The organism is Kitasatospora xanthocidica, assembly GCF_014656195.1.
GTDB lineage: Bacteria > Actinomycetota > Actinomycetes > Streptomycetales > Streptomycetaceae > Kitasatospora > Kitasatospora xanthocidica.
This window is the reverse complement of sequence record NZ_BNBY01000031.1, coordinates 66877-87822: the sequence shown is the minus strand read 5'-3', so window position 1 is coordinate 87822 and position 20946 is coordinate 66877. Positions and strand designations below refer to the sequence as shown.

Annotated in this window: 22 protein-coding genes; 6 read left to right on the top strand and 16 right to left on the bottom strand. The window is 73.9% G+C overall.

Annotated elements, in window-relative coordinates; genetic code table 11:
* Window positions 1-89: 89 nt before the first annotated feature.
* Together IE332_RS34440 and IE332_RS34435 are read right to left on the bottom strand one after the other, a co-directional pair.
* Window positions 90-659, bottom strand: a complete 570-nt coding sequence (locus IE332_RS34440) for a hypothetical protein (RefSeq protein ID WP_189924308.1) — start codon at window positions 657-659, stop codon at window positions 90-92.
* A 15-nt stretch (window positions 660-674) separates the two neighbouring features.
* On the bottom strand, window positions 675-1334 hold the full coding sequence (locus IE332_RS34435) for a hypothetical protein (protein ID WP_189924306.1): 660 nt from the start codon (window positions 1332-1334) through the stop codon (window positions 675-677).
* A 584-nt stretch (window positions 1335-1918) separates the two neighbouring features.
* Between IE332_RS34435 and IE332_RS34430 the strand changes: the two genes are divergently transcribed.
* A complete protein-coding gene (locus IE332_RS34430; protein WP_189924304.1) occupies window positions 1919-2101 on the top strand; it encodes a hypothetical protein in 183 nt (60 codons plus the stop codon).
* A gap of 135 nt (window positions 2102-2236) precedes the next feature.
* Here the strand turns inward: IE332_RS34430 and IE332_RS34425 are convergent, their stop codons facing one another.
* The 3 genes from IE332_RS34425 to IE332_RS34415 form a co-directional block, all read right to left on the bottom strand.
* A complete protein-coding gene (locus IE332_RS34425; protein ID WP_189924302.1) occupies window positions 2237-2701 on the bottom strand; it encodes an SMI1/KNR4 family protein in 465 nt (154 codons plus the stop codon).
* Between the two features lie 119 nt (window positions 2702-2820).
* The gene (locus IE332_RS42510; RefSeq protein WP_373313923.1) at window positions 2821-3048 is read right to left on the bottom strand and encodes a DNA/RNA non-specific endonuclease; all 228 of its coding nucleotides are present in this window, start codon (window positions 3046-3048) and stop codon (window positions 2821-2823) included.
* A gap of 177 nt (window positions 3049-3225) precedes the next feature.
* Window positions 3226-5010: a hypothetical protein gene (locus IE332_RS34415; protein WP_189924298.1), complete on the bottom strand. Its 1785-nt coding sequence runs from the start codon at window positions 5008-5010 to the stop codon at window positions 3226-3228.
* A 286-nt stretch (window positions 5011-5296) separates the two neighbouring features.
* Between IE332_RS34415 and IE332_RS34410 the strand changes: the two genes are divergently transcribed.
* Complete coding sequence (locus tag IE332_RS34410; RefSeq protein ID WP_189924296.1) at window positions 5297-7087, top strand: glycoside hydrolase family 35 protein; 1791 nt, start codon at window positions 5297-5299, stop codon at window positions 7085-7087.
* Between the two features lie 63 nt (window positions 7088-7150).
* Here the strand turns inward: IE332_RS34410 and IE332_RS34405 are convergent, their stop codons facing one another.
* From IE332_RS34405 to IE332_RS34365, 10 genes are all read right to left on the bottom strand, one after another.
* Window positions 7151-7960 (bottom strand): DUF4253 domain-containing protein, encoded by an 810-nt coding sequence (locus tag IE332_RS34405; RefSeq protein ID WP_189924294.1) that lies wholly within the window; start codon window positions 7958-7960, stop codon window positions 7151-7153.
* A gap of 51 nt (window positions 7961-8011) precedes the next feature.
* The gene (locus IE332_RS34400; protein ID WP_189924291.1) at window positions 8012-9004 is read right to left on the bottom strand and encodes an aldo/keto reductase; all 993 of its coding nucleotides are present in this window, start codon (window positions 9002-9004) and stop codon (window positions 8012-8014) included.
* 174 nt (window positions 9005-9178) lie between these two features.
* Window positions 9179-10060 (bottom strand): S1 family peptidase, encoded by an 882-nt coding sequence (locus IE332_RS34395; protein ID WP_373313922.1) that lies wholly within the window; start codon window positions 10058-10060, stop codon window positions 9179-9181.
* 121 nt (window positions 10061-10181) lie between these two features.
* Complete coding sequence (locus tag IE332_RS34390) at window positions 10182-10691, bottom strand: hypothetical protein (protein WP_189924289.1); 510 nt, start codon at window positions 10689-10691, stop codon at window positions 10182-10184.
* Window positions 10692-10991: 300 nt separating this feature from the next.
* Window positions 10992-11462 carry a sigma factor-like helix-turn-helix DNA-binding protein gene (locus IE332_RS34385; protein ID WP_189924287.1) on the bottom strand — a complete coding sequence of 157 codons (471 nt, stop codon included), beginning with the start codon at window positions 11460-11462 and terminating at the stop codon, window positions 10992-10994.
* Between the two features lie 80 nt (window positions 11463-11542).
* Window positions 11543-12373 carry a helix-turn-helix domain-containing protein gene (locus tag IE332_RS34380; RefSeq protein ID WP_189924285.1) on the bottom strand — a complete coding sequence of 277 codons (831 nt, stop codon included), beginning with the start codon at window positions 12371-12373 and terminating at the stop codon, window positions 11543-11545.
* A gap of 18 nt (window positions 12374-12391) precedes the next feature.
* The gene (locus IE332_RS34375; RefSeq protein WP_189924283.1) at window positions 12392-12634 is read right to left on the bottom strand and encodes a hypothetical protein; all 243 of its coding nucleotides are present in this window, start codon (window positions 12632-12634) and stop codon (window positions 12392-12394) included.
* Window positions 12635-13370: 736 nt separating this feature from the next.
* The gene (locus IE332_RS42595) at window positions 13371-13448 is read right to left on the bottom strand and encodes a 50S ribosomal protein bL37 (protein ID WP_465606175.1); all 78 of its coding nucleotides are present in this window, start codon (window positions 13446-13448) and stop codon (window positions 13371-13373) included.
* 111 nt (window positions 13449-13559) lie between these two features.
* On the bottom strand, window positions 13560-14096 hold the full coding sequence (locus tag IE332_RS34370; RefSeq protein WP_189924281.1) for a cupin domain-containing protein: 537 nt from the start codon (window positions 14094-14096) through the stop codon (window positions 13560-13562).
* A gap of 158 nt (window positions 14097-14254) precedes the next feature.
* Entirely contained in the window at window positions 14255-14716 is a 462-nt protein-coding gene (locus IE332_RS34365; protein WP_189924279.1) for a MarR family winged helix-turn-helix transcriptional regulator, read from the bottom strand.
* A 192-nt stretch (window positions 14717-14908) separates the two neighbouring features.
* On the opposite strand from IE332_RS34365, the gene IE332_RS34360 reads away from it, so the two are divergent.
* The gene (locus tag IE332_RS34360) at window positions 14909-16396 is read left to right on the top strand and encodes an alpha/beta fold hydrolase (RefSeq protein WP_189924277.1); all 1488 of its coding nucleotides are present in this window, start codon (window positions 14909-14911) and stop codon (window positions 16394-16396) included.
* Window positions 16397-16571: 175 nt separating this feature from the next.
* Here the strand turns inward: IE332_RS34360 and IE332_RS34355 are convergent, their stop codons facing one another.
* Window positions 16572-17468 (bottom strand): LysR family transcriptional regulator, encoded by an 897-nt coding sequence (locus tag IE332_RS34355; RefSeq protein ID WP_189924275.1) that lies wholly within the window; start codon window positions 17466-17468, stop codon window positions 16572-16574.
* A gap of 65 nt (window positions 17469-17533) precedes the next feature.
* Between IE332_RS34355 and IE332_RS34350 the strand changes: the two genes are divergently transcribed.
* The 3 genes from IE332_RS34350 (at window position 17534) to IE332_RS34340 (ending at window position 20910) form a co-directional block, all read left to right on the top strand.
* Window positions 17534-18319 (top strand): NAD(P)-dependent oxidoreductase, encoded by a 786-nt coding sequence (locus tag IE332_RS34350; RefSeq protein WP_189924273.1) that lies wholly within the window; start codon window positions 17534-17536, stop codon window positions 18317-18319.
* Window positions 18320-18511: 192 nt separating this feature from the next.
* Complete coding sequence (locus tag IE332_RS34345) at window positions 18512-19363, top strand: hypothetical protein (RefSeq protein ID WP_189924271.1); 852 nt, start codon at window positions 18512-18514, stop codon at window positions 19361-19363.
* A 302-nt stretch (window positions 19364-19665) separates the two neighbouring features.
* The gene (locus tag IE332_RS34340) at window positions 19666-20910 is read left to right on the top strand and encodes an FAD-dependent monooxygenase (RefSeq protein ID WP_189924269.1); all 1245 of its coding nucleotides are present in this window, start codon (window positions 19666-19668) and stop codon (window positions 20908-20910) included.
* Window positions 20911-20946: the final 36 nt, after the last annotated feature.

Sequence of the window (20946 nt, the reverse complement as noted above, 5' to 3'; positions counted from 1 at the left end):
CCGGACGAGACGGCGTGCGTCAGCTCCTGGGCCCGCCGGTCAGCGGGGCGCCAGTCGACCCGTGCCCGCCCGGCACCGGGTCGGCCGGCTCAGTCGGACGTCCGGCCGACGTGCGCCAGGAGGCGCGCGAGATAGTCCGCACGGTCGGACAGCACCGTGATGCTGACGAGGATCCGCTCTTCGTCGAGCGGGAGGAAGACCGGGCCGGCGACAGGCAACGCGGTCACCCGCAGCCGGAATCCGCCCAGTCGGACGCCGCTGGCCCGCTCGTGCTCGCGCAGGGCGTCCCGCAGGCGGGGAACAGCGTGAGTGGGTCGGGTGACGCGAGCGACCTCGCGTTTGCGCGCGCCACTCCAGTGGTGAAGGGCGGCGAAGTTCTCCTCGACGACCCGGCCGAGCAGGCCCTCCGGCAGCGCCGGCGCGCCCGCCTCCTCACGCCGGGTGGCGTCGAGCGCGCGGCTCCACCAGCGCTGCCAGAGCTCTTCGGAGCCGCCGTCGGCCAGCACGGCCGAGTCGACGGCCAGGGCCTGCGGCGGATCGAGCGCCGGCAGGCCCTGCGGATCGGTGATGCCGAGCGCGTCGCGGACCGCCAGCGCGAAGGCCACGTCGTGCGAGTAGTCCAAGGCCACCGACCACGGCGCGCCCGACATCGTCACCATCCGGTCATTCTCCCATCAGAAGATCCACTCGGTGTCGCTGGGCCCACCGCTGGAACAGATCTCACCGTCCCACAGCAGCGCGTCACTGGACGGAACGACGCCGGCGGTCTCCCAGGTCGCCCCGCCGCTGCGCACGTCCCACTCACCGTGCCAGGACGTGTCCACTCCCAGGCCGCCGCCCCACGAGTGGGAGTCGGAGCCCCACGTGTCGGACCTGTTGACCTGCCAGTGGTAGGCGACCGCGCCCATGTTGAGGTCGAAGCCGGTCTCGATCTCCGAGACGTAACCGCCCACGGCGTGGACCCACAGGTAGGAGTCGCCGCAGTTGCCCTCGACCACGTTGTCGGGGCTGAACGTCGTCGTCGCCTTGGCCGTCGTCGCCTTGTACGGACTGCCGTCCGGGTTGGTGGCCGCAGCGGTCGGGACCACGTGCTGGGTGCCGTCCGGGCCGGTCACCACCTTGAAACCGTGCGATTCCGCGACCTGCCGGTCGACGCCGCGGACCGTCATCTTGGCGACCTTCGCGCCGGCGGGCGGTACGTGCTTCGACGGCTGGGCCACGGAAGCGGTCCGGCCGGGCGACGGATCAGCCTGAGCGGTGCCGACGCAGACCGTGGCGAGCGCGCAGGCCGCCACCCCCATGGTGATCGCCTGGCTGAAACGTGAAAGCCTCACAGTTTCTCCCCCCTCGACTGCCACAGCTTCCCCCAGGCCCCGTGCCCGGGCCGTGTGACAGACGGAAGCGACGGTAGCCAGGGGAGTCCCACGGGTCGCCGGTGACTCGGGTTGTTGGCCCGATCGCGCCGTGGAATGACCGGGGCCGCTCCTTGCCGGAGTACGCAAGGAACGCAATTCCGCTATGTCGGGCGGCAGTTCGTCGGCCTCGTCGATCTTGGTCGACACGGTTCCGGCACCACCTCACCGGCACCGGGTGGGCCGACAGCAGCCGAGCGCCCCGCCCCCGGTGTGGTGGGGGCGGGGCGCTCTGGTGTGCTGGTGTTACTCGGCGCTCCAGTGGACGAAGCGGGGCGGCTGTTCGCCCCAGGTGACGACGGCCCCGATGGGGCTGGGGCTGATCTCGCCGGAGATCACCCCGTGGAGGAACTCGGCCATCCCCATGTCGAAGAGCAGCGGCGCGCCGCCGTTGCGGCCGAGGACCAGGACCGGCCAGGCGTCGGGGTCGTCGCCGACGGCCAGCCAGCCGAGGGTGTCGGCGGTGCAGGAGCCGCCCCAGGCGATGATCTGTACTGTGGGAGCGGGTGTGCGAACTCCCCGTCCGGGAGGCCCACCGGGACTACATCCGGATCTGCATCGGCCCCGGCGGCGGCCAGGGCGTCGCCCGCTGCCTCGCCCGGGGCGGCAGCTGGAGCAGCACCCTCTACATCGGCGGCATGACCGACTGGACCGCCCACCCGATCACCATCACCACCCACCAGCCCTGAACCGCCCGTCCCCGCCCGGCACGAACGCCGGGCGGGGACGGAAAACCCCACCGGCCGCCGGGCGCTGGGCTCCGGCCGCCGGACGAGGGGGTGTGTCAGCTCCTCGGCCAGCAGGTCAGCCCCCACCCGCCACCATCATTCATAGGAGTAGATCGGAGTGAAACTCCGTACTTCACCCCTGACAAAGAATGGTCCAACCCCGCCCGAGATGCACTTGAAGATGAACTCGGAAACTTCCATCTGATACGAGAATTTCCGATCGTCCTCAGTGACGGCAACGATTGGCCATTTATTGGGATCCTCGCCGGAAGTCTCCCAGAAAAGAGACCCCCCGCGCTCCATGGCCCCCCAGATCAGCAGCCCAGAAGGGCTCGGGAATAGCTCAAAGGGGGCATACATGGATGCAAATTCATCATCGACATCGGCCCAGTCTTGCCGCCGTCGACATTCACCCACAATGCTGCCGGACTCTGGCTCCAAAGAAGCGGAGAAGACTTCGATGAAGTTACCGAACTCTCCCCACCCGAACATCTCTGAATGCGATTTATAGGACGCGGGAAGCGAAGTTCCCAGCGCGGATTCGACATCCCCCCAGTTCATGCTTCCACGTGGCCGGGGCCAGCCCAGCTCTACCGCAAGACGCTCAGTCCATGTGGGCACGGCTGCTACCCTCCCTCCCCTCAACGAACATTTGCAATCCTCGCCACGAACCTGATGTTTCAATCACCCCAGGCTATCATGACAATACTCTTCAGAATCGGCCTATCACCATCATAGACCGGCCTGACCGTATAGTAGACGGACTCGCCTGAATCCACGGCGGCCTTGACCCCGCTTTCATACCTCTTCATGGTCGACAGGTTCACGTTCCGATAAATCGGGACCAGGTTCCGCAGATCCTCGCCACTGCCACCCATCTGCCGAGCGAGCAGATGACCTCGGTACATTTCCCGAAAAATGAAACGGCAGTAGGTATATCCGACCGCCAGTAGACAGACAAAGAGACAAATGGCCAGTTATGGCGAAGATCACGCATGGGATCCAGGCAAGCCATGGGAAGTAGGGAACCCGCTACCGGGAGTGACGACTTCGGGTCCGATATCCGTCCCGGCCGGAGAGCGGCGCTACTTCGCCTTCGCCCACGGCGCCGGGGCTCCGCAGTAGGCGGTCCACTGTTCGGTGGGGATGTTGCCGCACCACAGGAGCGGGTAGGTGCTGTCGGTGGGGCGGCCGAGGAAGTGCGGGGCGACGCAGGGGCCGGCCGCGTACGGGGAGCAGGTGCCGTCGGTGCGCTGGAGGTGGTGGGCGCGCCAGGCGTCCAGGCCCATGTTCTGGTGGGTGGGGTCGCTGGGCTGGTAGCGGTTGGCCGACCAGGAGGCGCCCATGGCGGCGAACAGGGCGGCGGCGCACAGGGATCCGGCCGCGAGGCGGCGGCCGAGCGTCGGTGACGGCGTCGGGAACGTGCGGGCCGTCAGGGCGCGGGCGGTGCGGGTGGCGAGCATCGCGGCGAGGACGGTGAGGGCGATCAGCGCGTAGAGGATCTGCCAGGTGGTGCGGGGGTAGAGCATCACCGCCTGGTCGCGTTCCATGTGCCCGGCGAACCAGAACCGCAGCAGCCACGCGCTGACCAGGCAGGACAGGGCCGCGATCACCGCCGGCCGGCGCAGGCCGAGGGCGAGCGCCACGGCCGCTCCGGCGAGCAGCAGGAGGGTGAAGGTGCCCTGGCCGGCGAGTTCGCCGGTCGGCTGCCAGGGCAGTTCGGTGAGCCGGCCGGGCCGGTCCTGGTGCCAGCCGAGGACGTAGGCGGGGTCGGTGTAGACGTCGAAGTACGCGTAGCGGTCGACCGTGCCCGAGGCGTTCTGCAGCATCCGCAGCAGCAGGGGCGATCCGACCGCGCAGAACGCGGCGGCCGCGGCGGCCAGCAGGGCCCCGGCGCGCAGCACCGCCGCCCGGCCGCCGCGCCACGGGAAGAGGGCCGCCACCGCGACCAGCGCGCCGGGGCCGGTCCAGACGAACCAGCCGCAGTAGGTGAGGAAGAGCAGCCCCAGCGCCCCGCCGAGGAGTGCCCCGCGCAGTGCCGCCGAGCGCGGCGGGCGGCCGGGCGCGCGGGTGAGTTCGGTCAGCAGCCGGGCCAGGACCGGCAGCAGGACCACCATCACCAGGTGGCTGTAGGGCCGGATCGGGTCCAGGAAGACGACGGCGGCGGGCAGGGCCACGGCCAGGGCCCACCCGGGGCGCAGCAGGGTGCGCCAGGCGAGGTAGCAGGCGGGGCCGAGGAGGGCGCTGAGGAGGAGTTGGAGGTCCTTGAGGGCGTAGCCGACCTGGCCGTGGCGCAGGTGCTGGGTCCATTCGGCGAGCAGCACGATGAAGCCGGGCGGGTAGATGCCGGGCAGTCCCTCGCCGCGCAGGAAGGAGGTGGCGTAGCCCTGGAGGACGCCGGGGTCGCCGTCCTGGCCGCCGAGGCCCCAGGGGGTGCCGTGCAGGGCGACGGTGATGCCGCCGGCGACGATGCCGGTGCCGAGTCCGGCGACGACGGCGCAGCCGAGCCGCAGGGCGTGCTGGAAGTGGCGCCGGGAGGCGCGGTGTGCGGCGTAGAGGACGGCGGCCAGGACGGGCAGGGCGATCAGGGCGGCCCGGAACTGCAGGGTGGCGAGGCCGCTGACCTGGCCGATCCGGATGAGCGGGTCGACGTCGACGGTGCGGGCCCAGAGGGTGAAGCCGAGGGCGACGCCGGTGGAGACGGCGGCCTCGCCGGCGACGGCGAGGGCCCTGCGGCGGGAACGGGCGGGTAGGCGGGAACGGGTGGGCCGGCGCGGGCCTTGCGGCTGCCGCTCTTCCGGCCGCCCGTCCTCCGGCTCGGCGGGTGCCACGGCGTCGGGGGGCAGCGTCTCGGGGGCCGTCGTCGCCACGTCCGCCATGGTGTTCCGTTCCTGTCCTGTCCGGGAGTTCGGGTCCGGGGAGTTCGGGCCGCCGCCGGTCCGGGCGGGAGGGCCCTCGGGTACCTCGTGGGCGTTAACGACGTACCGCCGGACGGGGCAACGGCCGCCGCCGGACGGGTCGTTCGGATCACCCGGTCGGAGCAAGGACGCGGCCGTGCTGACACGCCGGCGGCGGCCGGACGCGCGGTCGCGTTCCTCGCTAGGCTCGGCGGGGAACGGGGTCTGCCGGCGGGACGTCTGAAGGTGGGGAGTGGGCATGCTCGGGTACGACGCGGACGGGTTCGTACGGGACGGGGTGGCGCACCGGGTGGTGGCCGGCGCGGTGCACTACTTCCGCATCCACCCCGACCTGTGGGAGGACCGGCTGCGCCGGGTGCGGGCACTGGGGGTGAACACGGTGGACACCTACGTGCCGTGGAACTTCCACGAACTGCCCGACGGCCGTACCGACTTCACCGGCTGGCGGGACGTGGCCCGGTTCGTGCGCCTGGCCGGCGGCCTGGGGCTGGACGTGATCCTGCGCCCCGGCCCGTACATCTGCGCCGAGTGGGAGTTCGGCGGGCTGCCGGCCCGGCTGCTGGCGGTGGACGGGCTGCGGCTACGCTGCGCGGACCCGGCCTACCTGGCCGAGGTGGACGGCTGGTTCGACGCCGTGGTGCCGGAGCTGCTGCCGCTGCTGGCGAGCCGGGGCGGGCCGGTGGTGGCGGTGCAGGTGGAGAACGAGTACGGCAGTTACGGGAACGACGGCGCCTACCTGCGCCACCTGCGCGACGGCCTGGTGCGGCGCGGCGTGGACTGCCTGCTGTTCACCACCGACGGCGCCCACGACACCATGCAGCAGGGCGGCGCCCTGCCCGGTCACCTGGCCACCGCGACCTTCGGCTCGCGCGCCCCCGAGCGGCTGGCGGTGCTGCGCCGCCACCAGGGCGAAGGGCCGCTGACGGCCATGGAGTTCTGGATCGGCTGGTTCGACCAGTGGGGCCTGCCCCACCACGTGCGCGACGCCAAGGAGACCGCCGCCTCGCTGGACGAGCTGCTCGCCACCGGCGCCTCCGTCAGCCTCTACATGGCCCACGGCGGCACCAGTTTCGGCCTGTGGGCCGGCGCCAACCACTCCGGCGCCCACCCGCTGGACGCCGGGTACGAGCCGACCGTCACCAGCTACGACTACGACGCGCCGATCGGCGAGGCCGGCGAGCTGACCGAGAAGTTCCACGCGCTGCGCGAGGTCATCGGCCGCTACCTGCCGCTGCTGCAGGAGGAGTTGCCGACCGACCCGCCCCGAGTGGCGCCGCAGCGGCTGGAGCGGGCGGACGGGCGGACGGCGCTGCCGGCGAACCTGGACGCGCTGTCGCAGCCGGTGGAGCGGGCCGCGCCGCTGCCCATGGAGCAGCTCGGGCAGTCCCTGGGCCTGATCCACTACCGCACCCAGGTGCCCGGGCCGCGCCCCGAACTGCCGCTGCGCATCGACGGGTTGGCCGACCGGGCGCAGGTGTTCGCGGACGGGCGCCCGCTGGGCACCCTCGACCGCAACTCCCCCGGCGCGACGCTGGCGCTGGCCACCGGGGAGGACGGGGTCACCCTGGACATCCTGGTCGAGGCGCTGGGGCGGGTGAACTACGGCCCGAACATGGACGACCGCAAGGGCATCACCCGCGGCGTCTCGCACGGCGGCCAGCGGCTGTTCGGCTGGCAGATCCGGCCGCTGCCGCTCACCGACCTGTCGGGGCTGCGCTTCACCGACGACGCACAGATCCTCGACGGCGAGCCGGTGTTCCATCGCTTCACGGCCGAACTGCCCTCCCCCGCCGACGCGTTCGTGGCCCTGCCCGGCTGGGGGCGCGGACTGCTGTGGGTCAACGGCTTCCTGCTCGGCCGCTACTGCGCCGCCGGACCCCAGCGCACCCTCTACGCCCCGGCGCCGCTGTGGCGGCCGGGCGGCAACGAGCTGGTCGTGCTGGAGCTGGAACGGCACGGAACGGCACTGGAGTTGCGGGACGAGCCGGACCTCGGGCCGACCACGGCGGCGCCGAGCTCCGAGTACTGAGCCGGACGAGCGGACGGGCCAGGCCAGGCCGGGTCAGGCCAGGCCAGGCCGGGTCGGGTCGGGTCAGTCCCACCAGAAGGACCACTGGTGGGCGCCCACCAGCCCCTCGGCGTACTCGGCGAGACTGCCGGTGCCCTGGAAGACCAGGTCCGGGCAGAGGGAGGTGTGCTCGGCGGCCAGCGGGAGCGCCTCGGCGAGCGTGGCGGGCGGCACGGGGACGCTCAACTCCAGGGTGTCGAAGCCGACTTCGACCACCTGGGCGCCGAAGCGGCGTTCCCAGTCGGCGAGCACGGCGGCAACCTTGGCGATGTCGTCCTCGTGGTTCGCCGGCCCGCTCCAGCCGCACACCGCCAGCGCCTCGGCGCCGCTGTCGGCCCGTACCAGGCCCAGGCGCACCTCCTTGACGGATTGCAGCACGTCCGCCAGCCCGCGGGCCTCGACGCCGGCCGCGCCCGCGGGCACGTCGACGGCGGGCGCCGGGCCGGGCCAGGTCAGGCCGTAGGGGGCGAGGGACTCGGCAAGCTCCTCGTCGTCCCCGCGGTCGTCCCCGTCCTCGCCGCCCGTCTCCCACCAGGTGCGCAGCAGCGCGGCCGGGTCGTACAGCCCGGCGGCGCCGGCGTCGCTCGGGTACAGCTCGCCGGACAGCCAGGGCCGGAAGTCGGGGCCGCCGCGGTCCAGCGGGCTGAGCAGCAGCGGCCACAGCCCGCTGTCCGGGTGCGCGCGGTGCAGCCGCGCCCACAGCCCGCCGGGGGCGGGCGCGTCGCTGACCCACAGCAGCGGCTCGCGCCCGTCCTCGCCGCCGACGAGGCGGCCGGGCGGCAGGGCGACGGGCAGTGCGGCGAGGGCGCCGGCCAGGTCCAGGGGCTGCGTCATGCCGCCCACCGTAGGAGGCGGCACCGACAGACGGGCCGCTCAGGCCGCCGCTCAGGCCCAGGGCAGCTGCGAGCGGGTGTGCCAGTACGCCTCCGACGGCTCGGCCATGGTGTCGAGGGTGGCCAGGTCCTGCGGGGTCAGGTGGGTGTCGGCCGCCGTCAGGTTGGAGGCGAGCTGGTCGAGGGTGGCGGCGCCGGACAGGACGATGTCGGCCCAGGGCTGGGCGGCGGCCGCGGCCAGGGCGAGGGCGTCGGGGGTGGTGCCGGTGCGGTCGGCCAGGGCGCGCAGGGGGGCGGTGTCGGGGCCGGTGGCGTTGCGTCCGGCCAGGCGGCCGTTGGCCATGCCCTCCTTGACGACGACCAGCCAGCCGGCCGCGTGTGCTTCGGCGAGGGCGGGGGCGGCGGAGGTCTCCAGCGGGTTCCAGGTGGACTGGACGGCGGTGAACAGCGGGCGGCCGGCCACGGTGACGGCCAGCGCCTCGCGGATGGTCTCGCCCTGGGCGGGGCCACTGGTGGACAGGCCCACCCGTACGCCCTCGGCGGCGAGCGCGGCCAGCCGCTCGTGCAGGGCGGGGTCGGTGAGGGCGGGGCTGCCGGGGACGACGGAGTGCACGAGGTAGACGTCCAGGCGGTCGCCGAGCAGGGCCCGGGTCTCGCGGACCTGGCGGTCGAACACGGCCGTGGAGTGCTCCTTGACCTCGTGCGCGTCCACCCCGTCGGCCCGCCAGCCGGCCGTGTAGGTGTAGCCCCACTTGCTGCCGACCGTCACCTCGGCGGCGGCTTCGGGGTGTGCGTCCAGCCACTGGGCGAGGAACTCCTCGGCGCGGCCGTAGGAGCGGGCGGTGTCGAGGTAGCGCACCCCGGCGGCGTACGCGGCGTCCAGCAGGGTGTGGGTGCGCTCGCGCAGCGCCTCGACGGTGCGGTCGGCGGGCAGGTCCGCGTCGCGCCCGAGGGTGATGTAGCCGGGCCGGCCGACGGCCGCGGTGCCCAGCCCGAGGCGGGCGGGCTCCGACGTGGTGTCTGCTGCGGCGGGGGCGGTCGGCATGGCGTGGTCTCCTCAGGCGCGACGGTTCTCACCTGGGACTTTAGCCGGGCTTCCGCAGCCGTCGGCGATCACGGTCGCCCACTGGGCGCCGATCACGGTCGCCCACTCGGCGCCGATCACGATCACTGACTCGACGCCGATGACGGTCGCTCACCCGGCGCCGATCAGGCTCGCTCACCTGGCGCCGATCACGGTCCGGATCCAGGGCGCGTACGCGGGCACGTCGCTGTACAGGCCCGGGCCGTCGGAGCAGGCCACGCCCGGGGCGCCGGGGCCGGAGGTGGCGCCGACCAGCTCCCACCGCCCGCCGCGCCCGCGCTGGACCTGCGGGCCGCCGGAGTCGCCGAAGCAGGCCATCGCCTTGGGGACCTGACTGACCGTGCACAGCCGGGTGGGCCCGGACCAGCCGGGCGCGCACTCGTCCTGGGCGCCGATCCGGGTGGGCAGTTCCTGGAGGCGGTCGGGGAAGACCATGTCGGGGTAGCTGTGGGTGTCCTTGACGGTGCCGAAGCCGAGCAGCCGGGTCGGGGTGCCGGCCGGGCCCGCGTGCTCGGCGATGCGGATGGGCCGCTGGGCGACCGGGCGGTCCAGGCGGATCAGGGCGAGGTCGTCGACGTTGGGCCGGGTGGCGCCGTCACCGAAGGCGAACCCGGGGTGGACCACGACCCGCGCGATGGTGCGCACGGTGCCGCCGCTGTCCCGGTGGGCGCTGCCGACGCGCACGGTGCCCTTGAGCTTCAGGCCGCTCTCCTCGTCCCCGACGACGCAGTGGGCGGCGGTCAGCACCCACTGCGGGTCGATCAGCGAGGCACCGCAGGAGCCGTCGGCCAGCTGCGCGGCGCTCAGCGGGACGGTCGCCATGAACGGGTAACGCTCGGTCGAGTCACGGCCGTTGACGATGGCCGAGGCGCTGCCGCTCATCGCGGTGGCGCCCAGGGCCCCGGCCAGCGCGGCGACGGCGGCGGCCTTGGCGACACGGCGGGAGGTCGTGCGGGTGGTCGTGCGGTCAGGGGTCGTACGAGTAGTGGTCGTGCTGACGGTCTTGCGGAAGTGCACGGTTGACGGCCTTTCGGGTCGGTCGGTGCGTGTGCCTCCAGCCAACCCGGGGCCGGCCCGCCGCGACACCCGGCCAGCGGGCCGCCCTGACCTGGGGTTATCCCCCGTACGCCCCGGCGGGCTACCAGGTGGCCCGCCGCCCGCCCTGCCCCGGCACGACGGCGGGAACGGCCGGGACGGCGGCGGGAACGGCCGGAACGGCGTCGCCCGGCCACCCCGAGGAGGAGGTGCGCACGGCCTGGACGGGCGCGGCGACGGGCACCCCGGTCACCCGGGCGGCGCGCAGCTGGGTGGGGGCCGGGGCGAGGGCCTGGTCCAGGCGCAGCACGAAGTTGACGTAGTCGAGCGGTTTGCCCGGCCAGTGGCAGTCGTTGCTGGTGAGCAACTGGCTGCGGATGCCGTCGCGTTCGGTGACCGGCCCGGGTGTGGTGCGCAGGTTGGGCTGCCAGCTGCGCCCCCACAGGTGGTGTTCCAGGGAGAGCGTCCAGCTCTCCTCGTCGATCTCGAGCGCGGCGCCGACCCGTCCGGCGAGCACCCGGGAGCCGTACGGGCCGCGCACGACCGCCCGCTGGTCGAAGTCGGCGCTGCGTCCGACCACCGTGATCCGCCACGCGCCGTGGTACCTGAGCATGCCCGCCTCCTGCCGCCCTGGCGCCCGCTCCGGCAGAGGGCGCCCCTCCCCGTCTACGGCCCGGCCGCCTCCGCCGGCTCACCCCGGCGGTGCCCGTGCCCGCGCCCGGCGGGATGGCGGTGGCCCGCATCGCGCCGTGCTGGCCGTCGCCCGTGCACGACCTCGTCAGAGCCCGCGCGAACGGCTACCGCTTCAGAAACAGGGTCGGCGTCGCGCAGGACGTCCGGGCCGCCGAATCTGTCCGTGTCGATGGCTTCATGTCCTGGGGAACCGGCCCGCCGGGCCCGGCGCCCCCGATATTTACTGTTCGTCAGTTCCCGTACGGGGCCGGTCTGCGGCCAGGGCGCGGAGCTGGACGTGGACGGCGGCGGGCTCGGTGCCGATGAGGGCGGCGATGTCGGCGGCGGACAGGTGGAGAACGAGGTGCAGCAGCAGGACGTCCTGCTGGGTGGCGGTGAGGTGGGCGACCGGGCCGAAGGGCCGTGGTCCGGCCAGGGCGCGGACGCGGCGGCGTACCGCCTGCCAGGCGCAGGCGGCCGGGCTGGTGGTGGCGAGGGCGTCGAGCCAGTGGCGGCTGAGGTCCTCGAAGGCGTCGCGGACGGCCAGGGGCGCGTCGGCGGGCGGCAGGAGCAGGGCGGCGTAGTCCAGGTAGTGGCGCAGGTGGAGGTCGTGCAGCGCCCGCAGGCCCAGGGCCGGGCCGGGGGCGGCCGGTTCGCGGCGTGGACGTGGCGTGGGTGACGGTGTTGTCGACGGCATCGGTGGTGTCGGCATCGGTGGTTGTCCCGGGGTGGCGCGGGTGGTTGCTGGTCCGCGGGCGGGGCGCGGCCGGCGCGCTCCGCCCGCGGACCCGGTCACACGGGCACCGACGGGGTGTCGTCGGTGCCTTCGGCCCGTTCGGCGGCGGACTGGCCGGGGTCTCCGGCCCGATCTGTCCGATCGGCTCGATCGGCCCGTTCGGCTCGTTCGGCTCGTTCGGCGGCGAGGCTGTTGCGCAGGGTCACCCACAGCCGGAAGAGGATCTCCGTCGAGGTGCCGCCGCTGGAGGACTGCATGGCCCGGGCGAACTCGCTGTGGTGCGTACGGGAGTTGACCGGGGCCGGGGTGCGGGCGTTGTTCGTCCGGTCCCAGGCCTCCGCCCACAGTGCGCGGCGGACCTCCCGGACCTGGCAGGCCTCCATATAGGCGAGGAACACGGGTTTGTGCAGCGGGGCTTCGCCCTTGAGCACCTGGGCCAGGGTGCTGGCGGGCAGGCGTCCGCCCTTGTCGCGGGCCCGGCGGTCCAGTTCCTTCAGGGAGGGCCAGTCGGCCTTGCGGCGCATCTCGTGCATCGCCCGGCGCAGGTCGGCGAAGGAGTCGGCCTGCTGGGGGTCGACCCGCCGGGGCGGGCGCAGGCGCCGGCTGCCGGAGGGGCGGGGCACGTGGGCCCAGTAGTTGGCCTGGGCCCATTTGCGCCGGGCGGTCTTGAGGTCGCCGCCGCATTCGCGGGTGACGGCCTCGACGACCTTCCAGTTGGGCACGGAGTGGCCGCTGGCGGCCCGCTGCAGGGTGGTGGCGTGGTAGTTGGTCCGGGCGGCGAGCTGACGGTACGTCAGTCCCGCCCGTTCGCGCTGCTCACGCAGCCATGCGGCCAGCCGGCCCAGCGCCGGCTCGGTCGCCTCGATCGGTTTCTCTCGGCGTCCCATCGCTGGCGGGCGCCTTTCCTAGGCCCGCTCCCGTCGCAGTCTGACGGCCGCCAGCCAGGCGCCGGCGGCCAGTTCGAGCGCCACCCCGGCCGACATGCCCGCCGCCACCAGCGCGGCCGCCACGGCGATCGTCAGGACGACCACGATGACGATCACGGCCGGCTCGTCGATCGCGAGCGGCCGGGGCAGCGGCGTGCGTACGGGTTTCGGGGCACCGGCCGCACAGTGGATGCGGGCGCGCCTGTTCCGTTTCCTCGACATCGAGGGAACCCTCCTGTCTATCACTGTCCACTCCGACGGACGGGCACTTTGCGCGGTTGGCGTCGCACGGGGTGCCCGGTGGCATCACACTCTGTCAGGCATACGGGTGATTCCCAATCGGTTCGGTGAACATCGGGCGGATTGATGCGCCGAGGCCCCGGCCCCCGCCCGCGATCTCGTGAACGCCCTATCAGAAAGCGGCAGTTCAGCGAATCGAAACCGGATTTTGATGCGCCTTTGTGCAGCATCCCCTTGTAAGCCGTCCTGGCCGGATGTGACGATTTGCCATGGCGTCACCAGGACCCGCGGGTCCGGAACCCGGGGGGCGCTGTTCACTCCGACAATCTCGGGAACATCGGCAGCGGGCCGTGTTGGCGCATGGGCCCGCCCGGACAGCAGAGACCGCCCGGCCCTGGTGGCCGAGGGCGGTCTCTCTGCGTTCGGGGGCGCCGCACGGGACGTCGGCCCGCCCCGACTTCCGGTGCACCACCGGCCGGCGTGCGGCGCCCGCGCCGCGCCCCTCGGGCGGGGAATCCGGTGGCCCCGCGCGGCCGGGTGGCAGCAGAGTGGGTGGCGTGACGACTGGTACGGGCCCTGGTGCTGCGTTCGTGTCCGGGCTGGAGCCGGCCCGGGTGCTGTTCGAGGAGGCGGTGCACGGGGCGGGCGGGCGCGGCCGCCGATGGGGGTTCCGTCGGCGGCCGCGCGGTCAGCCGTTCAGTCTCTGCCGCTCAGCCGTTCAGCACTGGGGGCGACGGCCGTGGTTGGCTCCGCGCTTGGCCCTGGCCTTCTTCTTGCGGCGGCGCTTCGACGACATGGCCACTCCTCTCGTAACCGGTCCACCCCCGGTCTTCCACCGTTCCACACCTGGCGCGCCCCGGCCCGTCGAGCGGGTGCCGGGGCGGGGAGCCGGGGAAGAGCCGGGAGCTCAGGCGCGGCTCTCCAGGGCGGCGCGCCAGGCGGGGCTGTCGACGTAGTGGTTGTCGAAGCGCTCGGAGGAGGCGGCGATCGCGGCCGGCGCGGTCTCGCCGCGCATGACGCTGCCGAGCAGGCGCAGGTAGTCGAAGCGGTCCATGCCGGGGGTGAACATGAACAGCACGTCGGCCTCGGAGCCCTTGGCGGCGGCGAAGGCGTGCGGGGTGTGCGGGGGCATGGCCAGGAAGTCGCCTTCGCCCAGGACGGTGACCTCCTCGCCGACCAGCACCTCCAGCGAGCCGCTGATCACGAAGAACAGTTCCCAGGCCCGGGTGTGGAAGTGCGAGGGGGCTCCGGCGGCGCCCTCGGCGAAGGTGGAGCGGTAGACGGTGAAGCCGCCCTGGCCCGGGTCGGTCTCGGCGAGCAGGGTCATGGTGGAGCTCGGGTCGGCGCAGGTCTCGGCCTCGGCGCGGCGGGTCAGGATGGGGGCCTGGGCGAGGGTCTGGGTGGCGGCGGTGGGGGCGGCGTTGGTGTTCTTCGTCGTCGTCATGTGATCAATCTACAGTCGGATAGACCCATGATCATGTGGCAATTCTCGGCCATTTTCATGGGTCAATTTCCTCCTCCACCCGAGCCCCCCGACATGACGAAGGAGGCCCTGAACACGGGGTTCAGGGCCTCCTCCACCGGACCGACGACCGCCCGCGGTCAGCCGGGGAGGTCCCCGTTGCCGCCCAGGTTGGCCACCATGCGGCGCAGCACGTTGACGGTGGTCACAAAGTCCTCGGGGTCGATGCCCTCGTGGGTGCGCTCGTGGACGCGCAGGTTGCGCTCGCGGGCCCGCAGGCGGCCGGCCTCGCCCTCCTCGGTGAGGGTGAACCCGCCGTCGGCGTCCTCGGTCAGCCAGCCGCGGGCGATCAGGTCGTCGAAGACGGCGTCGAAGGCGGTGTCCTGGTCGTCGTACGGGGTCAGCCGCTCGGTCAGGGCGGCCCGGTTCCAGCCGCCCGGCCTGCCGGCGGCGTGGTTGAGCGTCCACCAGTGCGGCTGGGTGAGGCCCTCCACCGCCAGCTGCTCGCGCAGGCCCCCCACCACCCGGCGGTACGCCTCGCCGCTCCACGCCCCGATGGGCTGCGCGGCGATGACCTCCGGTGCGTACGTCTTGATCGTCATGTCCCGTACTCCTTCGCTTGGCCGACGACCGATCACCCGACCGTCCGGTCGCCCGACCGACTGATCATCTGGACGCGATCGACCGTAGGACTTCAAGTCGACTTGAGGTCAAGCGATCGCCCGTCCGCCCCGACACCCCGGCCCGGGATCCGCTTCCGGAGCATTCGTCAACTGCCTTCTAACCTGGGCCGCATGAAGCCGATACCAGCCATCGCCGCCGCCCTCGCCCTGTCCGCGACCGCCGTCCTCACCACCGTCTCCCCCGCAGCCGCCGACCCGCTGGAGCGCTACCGCCGCCAGCCGCTCGCCTGGACCGCCTGCCAGGACCCGGAACTGGCCGCCGCCGGTGCCCGGTGCGCGACCCTGACCGTCCCGCTGGACTACCGCGAACCCGGCGGCCGCACCCTCCCCCTCGCCGTCTCCCGGATCAAGGCCGCCGACCCGGCCAAGCGCCACGGCATCCTGCAGACCAACCCCGGCGGCCCCGGCACCCGCGGACTGGCCATGCCCGCCGCGGTCCGGGCCGTGATGGCGCCCGCGACGGCCGCCGCCTTCGACATCGTCGGCATGGACACCCGCGGGGTCGGCGCCAGCGGCGGCCTCGACTGCGGTCTCACCAGGGGCAGTTGGCTGCGGTCGGTGGGCACCGACCGGGCCGGCTTCGAGCAGGCCTGGACCCTGGCCGAGGCCGACGCCGACGCCTGCTGGACCAGGTACCCCGACCTGCTGCCGCACCTGACCACCCGCAACATCGCCCGCGACACCGACCTGCTGCGCGCCGCCCTCGGCGAGCAGCGGACCTCCTTCCTCGGGCAGTCCTACGGCGCGATGCTGGGCGCGGTGTACGCGCAGCTGTACCCGGAGCGGGTCGACCGCCTCGTCCTCGACAGCGCCCCCGACCCGGCCCGCTACGGCATCCGGCTCTTCCAGGACATGGGCGTCGCCAACGAGCGCGCCCTGGACGACTTCGCCGCCTGGGCCGCCCCCCGCCACTCCGCGTACGGCCTGGGCGCGACGCCCGCGGCCGTCCGGGCCACCGTCGAGGGACTGGTCCGCCGGGCGGGGACGGCACCGATCGCCATCGACGGCTTCCAGCTGGACGACCGCCTGCTGCCGTTCCTGCTCGCCGTCTGCCAGGGCGACGACCGCGACAGCGCCGACTACGCCGACGTGCTGCGCCGGCTCCTCGACGCCGCCGACGGAAAGCCCGTCCAGGCGGGCCCGCTCCTGCACGAGCTGCTGACCACCGTCCTCGCCCCGAGCCCCGAGGGCGGCGCCGACCTCGCCGCCGCGATCGGCATCCTGTGCGACGACGTCACCATGCCGCGCTCACCGCGCTGGTACCGCGCCGCCGTCGACCGCGCCCGCCCCACCCAGCCCGTCTTCGGCCCGGTCTACAACTCCCCCACCCCGTGCGCCTCCTGGCGCCGAACCCCACTGGAACCCCCCGTCGAGGTCCGCACCGCCGTCCCCGCCCTGCAACTCCACTCCACCGGCGACACCCACGCCCCCTACCAGGGCGCCCTCGCCCTCCACACCCGCCTCCCCGCCTCCCGCCTGCTCACCGTCCCCGGCCGCACCCACACCCTCTACCTCAACGGCTACCGCCCCTGCGCCCAACAGGCGGTCGACACCTACCTGTTGACGGGCGTGCTCCCGGCGGCGGACACCACCTGCTGAGCGGCGTCCAGCTCCTTCCTGAAATGCTCGGTCCAGGAATCGCCACTGCCCTCCGGAACCACCCGAGGCTGCTTGACCACGGCCTCGCGAAGGTCACGTCCAAGGGTCGAACTTCCGTTCTCCGCACGGGCCTTGTGGATCCCGAAAAGATGCTCGACAGGAGCCGCACTCCCCCCTACCCTCCCGCCCCCGCCGCCTTCCGCAGGAAGCCCTCGAAGGCCACCACCGCCGGAGGCACCCGCTGCCCCCGCCTCGTCGCGGTCCACACGCGCCGCACCGGGGTGTCGTCGGGGTGGAGGGGGATGAGGGCGAGGTCGGGGCGGGCGGCGCGGGCGGCCAGGGCGGGGATGAGGGTGGGGCCCAGGCCGGCGGCCACCAGGCCGAGTTTGGCGGTCCAGGCGGCGACGGCGTACTCGATGCGGGGCTGGAAGCCGCTGCGCAGGCAGGCGGCGAGGAGGGTGGATTCGGCGTGGTGGCGGGCGGCGATCCAGGGTTCGTCGGCGAGTTCGGCCAGGCGCAGGCGTCGTCGTCCGGCGAGGCGGTGGGTGTGTGGCAGGGCGACCAGGACGGGGTCGTCGAGCAGGGGCCGCAGGTCGAACTGGTCGCGGTCGTAGGCGTCTTCCTCGTACGAGGCGACCAGCGCGAGGTCGATCGCGCCGTCGGCCAGCAGGTCGAGCAGGTGGGCCGCGAGGCCTTCGGTGAGGCTGATGGCGACCTGCGGGTGCGCGGCGCGGAAGGCGGCGAGCGCGCCGGGGACCAGGGCCGCGTTGGCGCTGTCGAAGGCGCCCACCCGTAGGCGTCCGGCGGTGAGTTCGGTGAGCGAGGCGAGGTCGCGCCGGGTGGTGTCGAGGCGTTCCAGCATCGCCTCGGCGTGCGGAAGCAGTGCGCGGCCGTGTTCGGTCAGCCGGACGCCGCGGGCCAGGCGGTCGAACAGTGGGGTGCCCAACTCGGCTTCCAGGGTGGCGATCTGGCGGGAGATCGCGGACTGGGTGTAGCCCAGCCGTTCACCGGCGGCGGTGAAGGAGCCGAGGTGTGCGACGGTGCGGAAGACGTCCAGCCAAGCCATGTCCATTCCGCATGGCTACCATGCCGGACATTCGTTTGTCGCCTGGCTCGCGGCTGCCTAGCGTGGTGGCCATGGAGAAGATCGCTTTTCTGGGACTGGGCCGGATGGGCCTGCCGATGGCCCGTCGCCTCGCCGACGCCGGCCACCCGTTGACCGTCTGGAACCGCTCCCCCGGCCGCGCCGACGGCCTGACCGAGGCCGCCACCCCGGCGGAGGCCGTGCGGGGTGCGGCCGTCGTCGTCACCATGCTGTCCGGCCCTGAGGCCGTCACCGAGGTGGCCGGGCGGTTCGCGGCCGAGCTGGCGCCGGGCACGCTGTGGATCGACATGTCCTCGATCGGCCCGGCCGCGACCTCCGGGCTGCGCGCCGGGCTCCCGGACGGCGTGGCCCTGGTGGACGCCCCGGTGATGGGCAGCGTGGGGCCGGCGGCCACCGGTGGCCTGGTGGTCTTCGCGGGCGGCGAGGACGCCGACCTGGACCGCGCGCAGCCGGTCCTGGAGCGGCTGGGCCGGGTGCGGCGCTGCGGCGGCCCGGGGTCGGGGGCGGCGTTGAAGGTGGTGGTGATCGGCGCGATCGTGGCCTCGGTCACGGTGGTCGGTGAAGTGCTGGCGGTGGCCGAGGAGTTGGGCGTGCCGCAGGAGCTGGCACGGGAGGTGCTGGCGGCCGGGCCACTCGCGGGGGTGGTGGCCCGGGCGCACAGCGCGGACTCGGACTTCCCGGTCCGGCTGGCCGCCAAGGACCTCGCCCTGGCGGGCGGCGGCCGGGTCCTGTCGGCGGCCCGCGAGGTGTTGCTGGCGGACCCGTCGATCGCCGAGGAGGACCTGTCGGCGGTGGTGGGCTCCCTGCGACAGCGGTGAACGGACTCCGATGGGACGGGCTCCGGTGGGACGGACGCCGGTAGGACGGACGCCTGGCCGTCAACCCGTCCGCCGCGAACTCGCCCGACCGGGGCCCGGGTTCGCGGCGCACCCCCGCCGCGACGTAGCGTCGTCCCGCGAGCGGGCGGGCCGTGGCCGGCGGCCGGCGGACCCTGGGGAGAGGGGGCGCACATGCGCGGTGGACGGGTGTCGGCGGCGGTGGCGGCCGTGGTGGCACTGGTGGTGTCGTCGGGGTGCGGGGCCGGCCCGGCGGGCGGGGGCGGGAAGCCGGCGCCGGAGGACGACCGGCCGCTGGCGCTGGTGTACCGGGGCCCGGCGGCCTGCGAGGGGTGTCCGGAGGCGGCGGGGGCGCTGCTGGCGGGCGACGGGTTCAGGGTGCGCTACGTGGGGCCGCGGGAGCGGGTGCGGTTCGGCCCGAACGTGATGACCGGGGTGGCCGTGTACGTGCAGCCGGGCGGCACCAACGGCCAGGAGGTGGGCACCGCGTGGGACCTGCTGGGGCACGAACCCGGCTTCTCCCCGGAGCTGGTGCGGGCCTACGTGCGCCGCGGCGGGCACTACCTGGGCCTGTGCATGGGCGGCTACCTGGCCGGCGACCCGGGCTTCGACCTCCTGCCGGGCGACTCCGGGCCGTACGTCCGCACCCCGGGGGCCACCGTCGCCGACGAGCGGGACACGCTCGTGGACGTGGTGTGGCGGGGCCGCCCGCAGCGGATGTACTTCCAGGACGGCCCGTACTTCGACGTCGACGGCCCGGCCGCGGAGGTCCTCGCCCGCTACTCCGACGGCCGCCCGGCCGCCGTGGTCGCCGCGTACGGCGCGGGCCGGGTCGCGGTCAGCGGCCCGCACCCGGAGGCGCCGGCCGCCTGGTACCGCGACTACGAGCTGCCCGACGAGTCGCAGACCGGCACGGTCCTGGGCCGGGACCTGCTGCACACCCTGACGGGCACCCCGGGCGGCGGAACCCCGGGCGGCGGAACCCCGGGCAGCGGAACCCCGGGCAGCGGGACGCCGACGCTCTAGCCACCCCGCCCGGAGTCGCCCCACCCGGAGTCGCCCCACCCGGAGTCGCCCCGCCCGGAGCCACCGCCATCGTGCCGCACTAGTGCACCCGCCGTCGCCCTCGACGCCCCCGCCACGGCCTCCCCGCTGCGGGAAAGCCCCCACCGTACGCCGCACACGGGCCCGGATCGGCCCCGAAGCGCCCTACCGTACTAGTGCACTACCGTCAAATTCCCCCAGCACAGGGCTTGTTGAGCGCAATGCGTACGGCGTACATTCATCGGTGTCGAGCACCCCGGCAGACACACCGACAGGACGGGCCCATGAACACCACCGACATCCTCATCTCCGGCGCCGGCATCGCCGGCCCCGCCCTCGCCCACTGGCTGCGCCGCCACGGCTTCCGCCCCACCGTCGTCGAACGCGCCCCCGGCCCGCGCCCCGGCGGGCAGGCCGTCGACCTGCGCGGCGCCGGCCGCACCGTGGTCGAGCGGATGGGCCTCATGGAGCGGGCCCGCGCGCTCTGCGTCGAGCAGGACGGCATGGCCCTGGTCGACCGGCGCGGGCGGGTGAGCGCCCGGATGCCCGTCGAGCTGTTCGAGGGCCAGGGCATCGTCTCCGAGATCGAGATCCTGCGCGGCGACCTCGCCGAGCTGCTCCAGGAGGCCACCGACGGCGTCGAGTACCTCTGGGACGACACCGTCACCGCGCTCGACGAGGACGCCGACGGCGTCACCGTCACCTTCGAGAACGCCCCCGCCCGCCGCTTCGCCCTGGTCATCGGCGCCGACGGCCTGCACTCCACCGTGCGCCGCCTCGCCTTCGAGACCCCCGGCCGCAGCGGCCGCAGCGACGGCGGTGACAGCCACTACCACCCCCTGGGCGGCTACCACGCCTGGTTCACCGTCCACGACACCGCGCTCGCCCGCGAGCTCGACGGCTGGTTCCTGATGTACAACGCCCCCGGCGGCCTGGTCGCCGGCGCCCGCCCCGGCCGGCTGCCCGGCGAGGTCAAGGCCTCCCTCGGCTTCCGCTCCGCGCCCCTGGCCTACGACCGCCGCGACACCGCCGCCCTCAAGCGCCTGCTCGGCGAACGCTTCGCCGGCGCCGGCTGGCAGGTGGACCGGCTGCTCGCCGGGATGCACGGCGCCGAGGACTTCGCCTTCGACTCCTTCGGCCAGATCCGCCTCGACCGCTACAGCCGCGGCCGCGTCGCCCTGCTCGGCGACGCCGGCTACAGCCCCAGTCCGCTCACCGGCCTCGGCACCAGCCTCGCCCTCGTCGGCGCCTACCTGCTCGCCGGTGAACTCGCCGCCGCCCGGGGCGACTTCACCACCGCCTTCGCCCGCTACGAGGAGCTGATGCGCCCCTACGTCACCCAGGCCCAGGAACTCCCGCCCGGCGGGCTGCACGGCTACGCCCCCGACAGCGCCCTGATGATCCGCCTGCGCGCCGCCTCCATGCGCTGGATGGGCCGCTGGCCGCTGCGCAACCTGCTGGCCGGCCAGTTCGCCAAGGCCGACGCCATCGACCTGCCCGACTACCCGCTGCCCGTCCACTCCCTCTGACCCGTCCGCCCGGAACCGGGGCCGCCCCCGGTCCCA